The sequence below is a fragment of the Paenisporosarcina sp. P5_A11 genome, assembly GCF_056400705.1.
Genome location: NZ_JBFUKT010000154.1, coordinates 1 through 8,045, shown reverse-complemented (window position 1 = coordinate 8,045; position 8,045 = coordinate 1). Strand labels below are relative to the sequence as shown.

At 37.4% G+C, this 8,045-nt stretch carries 9 protein-coding genes and 1 riboswitch; of the genes, 7 read left to right on the top strand and 2 right to left on the bottom strand.

What is annotated here, in order from left to right:
• Positions 1–143 precede the first annotated feature (143 nt).
• From AC1DOS_RS15825 to AC1DOS_RS15805, 5 genes are read left to right on the top strand one after another with little or no spacing between them, the layout of a single operon-like run.
• The gene (locus AC1DOS_RS15825; protein ID WP_108587477.1) at positions 144–446 is read left to right on the top strand and encodes a transposase; all 303 of its coding nucleotides are present in this window, start codon (positions 144–146) and stop codon (positions 444–446) included.
• A 49-nt stretch (positions 447–495) separates the two neighbouring features.
• On the top strand, positions 496–969 hold the full coding sequence (locus AC1DOS_RS15820) for an NUDIX domain-containing protein (protein WP_477538273.1): 474 nt from the start codon (positions 496–498) through the stop codon (positions 967–969).
• Positions 947–1,732, top strand: coding sequence for an alpha/beta hydrolase family protein (locus AC1DOS_RS15815; RefSeq protein ID WP_477538272.1), 786 nt, complete (start codon positions 947–949; stop codon positions 1,730–1,732). The genes AC1DOS_RS15820 and AC1DOS_RS15815 overlap by 23 nt, the downstream gene beginning before the upstream one ends.
• A gap of 5 nt (positions 1,733–1,737) precedes the next feature.
• Positions 1,738–2,187, top strand: a complete 450-nt coding sequence (locus AC1DOS_RS15810) for a hypothetical protein (RefSeq protein WP_477538271.1) — start codon at positions 1,738–1,740, stop codon at positions 2,185–2,187.
• Between the two features lie 17 nt (positions 2,188–2,204).
• On the top strand, positions 2,205–2,642 hold the full coding sequence (locus AC1DOS_RS15805; protein WP_477538270.1) for a hypothetical protein: 438 nt from the start codon (positions 2,205–2,207) through the stop codon (positions 2,640–2,642).
• A 37-nt stretch (positions 2,643–2,679) separates the two neighbouring features.
• Here AC1DOS_RS15805 and pckA read toward each other — a convergent pair whose 3' ends face one another.
• Complete coding sequence (pckA, locus tag AC1DOS_RS15800) at positions 2,680–4,266, bottom strand: phosphoenolpyruvate carboxykinase (ATP) (RefSeq protein WP_108587472.1); 1,587 nt, start codon at positions 4,264–4,266, stop codon at positions 2,680–2,682.
• A 199-nt stretch (positions 4,267–4,465) separates the two neighbouring features.
• Positions 4,466–4,589: riboswitch (SAM riboswitch) on the top strand.
• Between the two features lie 200 nt (positions 4,590–4,789).
• Here pckA and metK point away from each other — a divergent pair.
• Complete coding sequence (gene metK, locus AC1DOS_RS15795) at positions 4,790–5,986, top strand: methionine adenosyltransferase (RefSeq protein WP_108587471.1); 1,197 nt, start codon at positions 4,790–4,792, stop codon at positions 5,984–5,986.
• A 327-nt stretch (positions 5,987–6,313) separates the two neighbouring features.
• On the opposite strand, the gene AC1DOS_RS15790 is transcribed toward metK, so the two are convergent.
• Complete coding sequence (locus tag AC1DOS_RS15790; protein ID WP_477538269.1) at positions 6,314–6,841, bottom strand: gamma carbonic anhydrase; 528 nt, start codon at positions 6,839–6,841, stop codon at positions 6,314–6,316.
• Positions 6,842–7,019: 178 nt separating this feature from the next.
• Here AC1DOS_RS15790 and AC1DOS_RS15785 point away from each other — a divergent pair, with 178 nt between their 5' ends.
• Complete coding sequence (locus tag AC1DOS_RS15785; protein WP_477538268.1) at positions 7,020–7,820, top strand: alpha/beta hydrolase; 801 nt, start codon at positions 7,020–7,022, stop codon at positions 7,818–7,820.
• Positions 7,821–8,045: the final 225 nt, after the last annotated feature.

Below are 8,045 nucleotides of genomic sequence, written 5' to 3'. Positions count from 1 at the left end.
GTTAAATGCTTACTTAGGTGATACAAACAAATAACGTATTAAGCAAATTCCTTTAGAGGGGTTTGCTTTTTTTTACTGACCTTTTTTTGGGATGCATGGAATTAGACGTGAATGCCATGCTAATAAAAAGGGGTTGAAAAAACATGACGAAAATTTATGTGTCGGTTTCACATCATCGCTATTATTACCATCCAGAGGATTCACCTTGGGAATATGAAATCGAAGCTGAACCAGGAGTTTTGAATGTGCTTGATCAATTATTTGAACAAAAAGAAGAAATTGAAACAAAAGGGTTTTGGCGAGCACATACACCTTATATACCGTATCATTTAGATCCTGAAAATGATGAAAGTGATTTGCGTTTGAAAAAATTGTATGCCGTTATTCATGAGTACACGGATAAGGAATCCAAACAACATATTGAAAACATGCCTTTTTATAGTTGATTGCTTTGCATGCCTTCGCTACACTAATTTAAAGGAGTGTAGCGAAGGCATGTTTTCTTTTGTAGATTTAAATCAAGTTGAAGTCACATTATCATTTGAAAAAAATACATTTCCTATTCCTGCCACGCATGTTCTGGTGTTAGCCAATAGGAAAGAGCAATGGTTACTTACAAAACATCCACTTAGAGGACTAGAATTTCCAGGTGGCAAAGTTGAACCAAACGAGACGTTAGTACAAGCTGCAAAAAGGGAAGTATATGAAGAGACAGGTGCTCAACTTGAAAATATGGAATGGTTTGCTGAATACATGGTCAATGACATAAACCCCTTTTGTAAAGTGGTTTTCCGTTCAACTGTAGTGTCAATAGATCCAAATGTTGCACAATTTGAAACAGAAGGCCCAGTCTGGGTAACCTTACAAGAATTTTTTAATTCGACTAATCTAAGTTTCCATATGAGAGATGAAGGTATGAGAAAAATATTGGAACAGGTGATGTTAGATGAAGCCGAACGGAACGATTGAACAAAAACGACCATATCCTAGTCCCAATCCAAATGTTCGATTAACAGAAGTATTGTATTGGTCATGTGGGTATCGAGTAAAAGGTCTACTTGCACAACCTTTAAGATCTGGTAACCAAGAAGGTATACTCTATTTACGAGGCGGAATTCAAAATATAGGAATGGTTAGGCCAGCTCGCATTGCTCAATTTGCAGCACAAGGTTTTGTAGTATTTGCTCCTTATTACAGAGGTAATCGTGGTGGCGAAGGACGCGATGAATTTGCTGGTGAAGATCGTTTTGATGCGGTATATGGAGTAGATGTTTTAAAACAGTTTTTATCCGTTAATCCCATTCACTTATTTGCCTTTTCTCGTGGAGGAATTATGGCGTTATGGACGGCCATATTGCGTGATGATATAACGTCTACCGTAACCTGGTCAGGAGTTTCAGACGTAATCCTTACTTATGAAGAAAGGAAAGATATGCGGAGAATGATGAAGCGAGTAATTGGAGGGAATCCAAATAATGCGCCTGAAGCTTTCGAAGAACGTCAACCTTTCTCACATATCAAAGATATTACTTGTTCACTTTTAATTATCCATGGGAAGAAGGATGTAAATGTTGGGATTGAGCATGCTAGTCGTTTAGAAAAAACGCTTGTAAAAGAAGGTAAAGTTTTTGAAACCTGGTACTTTAGTGAACATGATCATTTTTTCCCAACAAAAATTAATAATCAAATAATCAAAGACTTAACAACATGGATGAAACAACAAGGAGGGTAATGATTATGAAACATGTTCGGATTCTTTTGGAAACGACTCAAAAAGAAAATAAATCGTCAGTTCCTATAGATACCAGCTATTGGGAAAAATTATGGGATACTTATACAAAAGATTTTGCATCAGTCGAGATTCACAGTTGGCTTGAAGAATCTGAGCAAATTGAAGAACTTTCTAAGATATCGGCCAACTCAGTGGTTGAAGGTCTTGTAAAAGTATTCACTGTCACATTGAATGAGGAAAATTGTACATTTTTACGTAATCAATCTATAGATCCTAATGGTGGATTAAAATGGTTTACCTTATTCTTTTACAAAGAAGATGTTCAGATGCTTGAAATCGCACAATATGGCTCTGAAATTGTTCTCTATGGAGTAGATGAAAAAGAAGCAGAAGAATTACAAACATTGTTTCCAGAGAATGCCAATGCCGAATATTTTAAAGAGCACTTAATGTAAGTTATGGGAGGTTACTTATGGGGAATTTACATATAAAAAATGACACCTTCTCACATGGAAATGAAACAATAAAACGCATGAAGAATGTGGATTATTGGGTTCCTTTGATGACTGAGTTACTGCCAATCTTTACTGAAGTAGAAGTACGTTGTTGGAAAAATGAAACAGAATTGATTCTATTAATCAAACCTTTTGCACACACCATTAGAATTGAGACTGACTTAGTAATTTTTACCATGCCACTTACCCAGAAATTAAAAGATTTGTTCTTAAAATCTAGTAATGATACTAATAATATTAGATGGTTTTCATTACATTTTAAAAAGAATGGGTATCACATTTGTTCAGTAGAGCATTATGGTGTAGAACTTCATTTCAATCAAATCACCAAAGCAGACTCCATACATATTCAATCCTTTTTCAAAAACGATACGGTCTTTAACTATAGTGAATAAAAAAAGGCCTGCACACGAAGTGCAAGCCTTTTTTAAATTAAATAATTGGTCCACCTTTTGAAATGATTTCTTCAGAAACTGAGCCGAATTTATTGAAGTTTTTACGGAATTGATCTGCTAATTCTTTTGCTTTAATATCATAAGCTGCAGGATCTGCCCATGCATCACGAGGGTTGAGTACATTTTCAGGTACGCCTGGTACTGCTTTTGGAATCGCTAGACCGAATACAGAACCATTGTCTGTTTCCACGTCATCTAATTTCCCTTCAAGCGCAGCGCGAACCATTGCACGTGTATAAGCTAGTTTCATACGCTTACCAACGCCATATTCGCCGCCAGTCCAACCTGTATTCACTAAGAATACTTGTGCATCGTGTTGATCAATTTTCTTACCTAGCATTTCCGCGTATACAGTTGCAGGCAATGGAAGGAATGGAGAACCGAAACATGTTGAGAATGTTGCTTGTGGAGTCGTGATTCCACGTTCTGTACCAGCAAGTTTCGATGTGAAACCGCTTAAGAAGTGGTACATTGCTTGTTCTTTTGTCAACTTACTGATTGGAGGCAATACGCCAAATGCATCAGCTGTTAAGAAAATGATTGTATTTGGATGACCAGCAACTGAAGGGTCTACGATATTGTCAATTGCTTGTAATGGGTAAGCGGCACGTGTATTTTCTGTTAAAGAAATGTCTTCGTAATTTGCAATACGAGTTTCAGCATCTACTACAACGTTTTCTAATACTGATCCAAAACGGATAGCATCGAAAATCTGTGGTTCATTTTCACGTGTCAGGTTGATTGCTTTTGCATAACAGCCACCTTCAATATTAAATACACCATTGTCTGACCAACCGTGCTCATCATCGCCGATTAACTTGCGATCAGCATCAGCTGATAATGTTGTTTTTCCAGTTCCAGATAAACCGAAGAATAAGGCAACGTCACCTTGTTCACCAACGTTTGCTGAACAATGCATAGATAAAATGCCTTGCTCTGGAAGTAAATAGTTCATAATAGAGAATATTGATTTTTTCATTTCGCCAGCATACTCAGTACCACCAATTAAGATGATGCGTTGTTCCATTGAAACAATGATAAATGTTTCTGAATCCGTTCCATCGATTGCTGGGTCTGCTTTAAAAGTTGGTGCGTATACAATCGTAAATTGTGCTTCATGAGAAGCCAGTTCATCTTCTGTTGGGCGAATGAATAATTGATGCGCAAATAGGTTATGCCATGCATATTCATTAATTACTTGGATAGAAAGACGAGACTCTTCGTCTGCTCCAGCAAAGCCGTTAAAGACAAAAAGTTCTTCTTTCGATTTTAAATAAGTTACAACCTTCTTATATAAAGAGGAAAAAATTTCAGATGAAATCGGTCGGTTTACTGTACCCCAATCAATCTTGTCTTTTGAGATATCTTCTTCAACAACATACTTGTCTTTTGGAGAGCGTCCTGTATACTTTCCTGTCTCTACTTTTACAGCTCCAGTAGATGTTAAGACAGCTTCTCCGCGTAATGTTGCTTTCTCCACTAATTGTGGTACTGAAAGTTGTACATGCACGTTTTGGCCATTTAACAAATCGTTCAGCTCGTTGATAGTGTTCACTGAATTCATGTATATGTACCTTCCTTTTTTGTGTATTCCCAGTTAATTGGGGTGTTTTTTTCAATTCGATGATTAGTATAACACATTTAGCTTAATAATCTACACTAATAGCCTGATTAAATTCCTCATAATTTTATATTAATGAAGAATAATAAAAAATATTTGACATAGGTGGATTAGTTTATTATGATGTAAAACTGAACGGATACTCTTATCCCGAGCTGGTTGAGGGGTCAGGCCCTATGAAACCCGGCAACCTGCAATTATGAACCAAGTAGTAATTGGCAAAGGTGCTGAACCTGAAACAAGGTGAATTCCTTGGATGATAAGAGTGAAAGGTGCCTATACATGAATACCTTTCCTCATGTATTTTACGTGAGAGAGGGTTTTTTTTATGACATCTCCCTTTATCCTCGTGTGCAGAAGCCCGAAAAGGCGGAAGGTTTTATTCAACTGAATAAGCTGGACATGGGAAATGAGTACCGTTTGAATTTTCCGAGAGCAATCTCGAAGGATATAGGAGGAATATTAAATGACAACTCGTCGTCTATTTACATCAGAATCAGTAACAGAAGGGCATCCGGATAAGATTTGTGATCAAATCTCAGACGCAATTTTAGATGCTATATTAACAGAAGACCCGAACGCACGTGTTGCTTGTGAAACAACTGTAACAACAGGTTTAGTGCTTGTTGCTGGAGAAATCACAACATCTGCTTATGTGGATATTCAAAAAGTTGTACGTGAAACAGTTCGTGAAATTGGCTACACTCGTGCAAAATATGGTTTTGACTCAGAGACTTCTGCAGTATTGACTGCAATCGATGAGCAATCTGCCGACATCGCAATGGGCGTTGACAGAGCACTAGAAGCACGTGAAGGTTCGATGACAGATTCAGACATCGAAGCAATCGGTGCCGGTGACCAAGGGTTAATGTTCGGTTTTGCATGTAATGAAACACCGGAATTAATGCCACTTCCAATTAGTATGGCTCATAAGTTAGCTCGTCGTTTAGCACTAGTACGTAAAGAGGAAATTCTTCCATACTTACGTCCTGATGGTAAAACACAAGTAACTGTAGAATATGATGAAAACAATAAACCGTTGCGCATTGACACAATCGTTATTTCTACTCAACATCACCCAGAAGTAACACTTGAGCAAATTCAACGTAACTTGAAAGAACATGTCATCAATCCTGTCGTTCCGGCAGAATTAATTGACGAAAATACAAAATACTTTATTAACCCAACTGGTCGCTTCGTAATTGGTGGACCACAAGGGGATGCTGGTTTAACTGGTCGCAAAATTATCGTTGATACTTACGGTGGATACGCTCGTCACGGCGGTGGCGCATTCTCTGGTAAAGATGCGACAAAAGTTGACCGTTCAGCAGCATATGCTGCACGCTATGTAGCGAAAAACATCGTAGCAGCAGGACTTGCTGACCGTTGCGAAGTTCAACTTGCATATGCAATCGGTGTTGCTCAACCAGTATCAATCGCAATCGACACATTTGGTACAGGCACTGTAGAAGAATCAAAACTTGTTGAAGTGGTTCGAGCGTCATTCGACCTTCGTCCTGCAGGAATCATCAAAATGTTAGATCTTCGTCGTCCTATTTACAAACAAACTGCTGCTTACGGGCACTTTGGTCGTACGGACTTAGATGTACCATGGGAAAAAACTGATAGAGCTGCTCTTTTGAAAGAAAAAGCTAGCGAATAAAACAAAAACTGTTCTGGAGTAATTCTGGAACAGTTTTTTTATGAGGAAATATGGGTGAACGGGAATAAACCACTCGTGAAAGGGATTAAATCAAATTGAACGGGAATAAACCACTTTCGAATGGGATTAAATCCAAATGAATGGGAATAAACACAAGAATTTGATATGATTCATTTCACAACATCAGCGAAGCGAAAATCAAAGTAATTAGCACCATGCACATCGTTTCAGTGTGTTTTTGTAGGGAAATTGGGTGAACGGGAACAAAACAATTTGTGCGGGATTAAACCAATAGAAAAGAGCAGGCAATTAGATGCCTGCTCTTTTCTATTGGTCACTACTTTTCTGTTGCATCTCTTTGTAAATTTGCCCTTTTTCAGCGTATTCTTTTACAATTCGTCTCATATCAAGTTTGTCTTCATCATTCAATTCACGAATAACTTTCGCAGGCCGTCCTAATGCTAGCATCCCTGCTGGAATAACCTTGCCTGGAGGTACTAAGCTTCCAGCTCCGATAAATGCACCTTCACCAATTTCAGCGCCATCTAAAATGATTGAGCCCATTCCTACTAAAGCTCCTTTGCGAATGGTACAGCTATGTAATGTTACTTGATGTCCAATAGTCACTTCATCTTCTAAAATTAATGGAGCTGCAGGGCTTTGATGTAAGCAACATAAATCTTGAATGTTCACTTTGCGACCGATACGTGTTGAGTTTACGTCGCCACGAATGACCGTGTTAAACCAAATTGTAGACTCTTGACCGATTGTCACATCGCCACTGATTGTGACATAATCAGCAATATAAACAGATGGATCAATCAAGGGAGTTTTATTATTAAAAGAGTAAATCATTCTTTTACCTCATTTCTTATTGCGGTATAGTTTCATTATACATGGGTGTAAGGTCGTTATTAAGGCTAATTACCATTTCAGGATGTACTAAGTGACAATGATTTATTAATATCAAGATCACGTGGTAATATTAAAACAAGTATTTGTGATAAAATGAACTTGTAAAGGGGCGCTGTTCATGTGGAAATGGGAAGCAGATGGTCAAGCTAAAGCAGTCGTCGCAATTGTACATAGCGCGTACGAACATCATCGTAGATATGCATGGTTAATCGAAAAATTTAGAAGTTCAGGTTTTCATGTTGTCATGGGAGACTTGCCAGGTCATGGAGAAGCGGCTCGAAATAAAGCGGCACATAATGAAGATTTCCAGTCTTATGGGTCTTATATCGACCAATTAGTTCAAGCATCCATCTCGTATAACCTACCAGTGTTTGTTATGGGGCACGGGTTAGGCGCAACTCTTGTCATGCAATTACTTCAATTAAAATCCATTGAATGTGCTGCAGCCATTTTAACATCACCATGGTTAAATTTAAAAATTCATCCATCCAAATTATCTAGTGCTTTGTCGAGTATTGGTAAGTTAGCTGAGAATGTAAAGAGTACACATGATGTGACAATTAAACAACTGACTAGAAATTATGACGTGTATACGCAAGATAAAGACGATCAACTGTATAATACAACCATTACATTGAAATGGTATCATGAGCTCCAACAGTTAATCAAAGCAACTTCTACTAGACAGGAAAGTATTCAGAATCTGCCTATATTAATGATGACAGCTGAGAGAGACAAAGTAACTGAACATACATACGCAAAGCATTGGTTACATAAACAACAACTTTCAGAAATTCAATATAAAGAGTGGGCAAATTGTTATCATGATTTATTTCATGAACCAGAACAAGAAGATGTATTTTTATATACGGAATCATTTATGAATAATGTTTTACGTTCTGTTGGTTATATTGTTTAGGCACTCTTTATAGAGTGTCTATTTTTTTGTGATAAATTTCACAAAACCTAAAAATGTATCATACATTTATTTCTACTTGTGATTGTTTATGCATACTTTTTCATAGTGTGTATTGTTTGATAGGAAAAGTAGGAGGAAATCAAATAGAAGCATTTATTTTACGAATCAACGAGTACTTGTGGGGACCTTGGATGATTACTTATTGTTTTGCTCTTGGGCTGTTAT

Coding starts and splice junctions, on each gene's coding strand:
- AC1DOS_RS15825 (WP_108587477.1), top strand. CDS start 144: ATGACGAAAATTTATGTGTCGGTTTCACATCATCGCTATTATTACCAT.
- AC1DOS_RS15820 (WP_477538273.1), top strand. CDS start 496: ATGTTTTCTTTTGTAGATTTAAATCAAGTTGAAGTCACATTATCATTT.
- AC1DOS_RS15815 (WP_477538272.1), top strand. CDS start 947: ATGAAGCCGAACGGAACGATTGAACAAAAACGACCATATCCTAGTCCC.
- AC1DOS_RS15810 (WP_477538271.1), top strand. CDS start 1,738: ATGAAACATGTTCGGATTCTTTTGGAAACGACTCAAAAAGAAAATAAA.
- AC1DOS_RS15805 (WP_477538270.1), top strand. CDS start 2,205: ATGGGGAATTTACATATAAAAAATGACACCTTCTCACATGGAAATGAA.
- pckA (WP_108587472.1), bottom strand. CDS start 4,266: ATGAATTCAGTGAACACTATCAACGAGCTGAACGATTTGTTAAATGGC.
- metK (WP_108587471.1), top strand. CDS start 4,790: ATGACAACTCGTCGTCTATTTACATCAGAATCAGTAACAGAAGGGCAT.
- AC1DOS_RS15790 (WP_477538269.1), bottom strand. CDS start 6,841: ATGATTTACTCTTTTAATAATAAAACTCCCTTGATTGATCCATCTGTT.
- AC1DOS_RS15785 (WP_477538268.1), top strand. CDS start 7,020: ATGTGGAAATGGGAAGCAGATGGTCAAGCTAAAGCAGTCGTCGCAATT.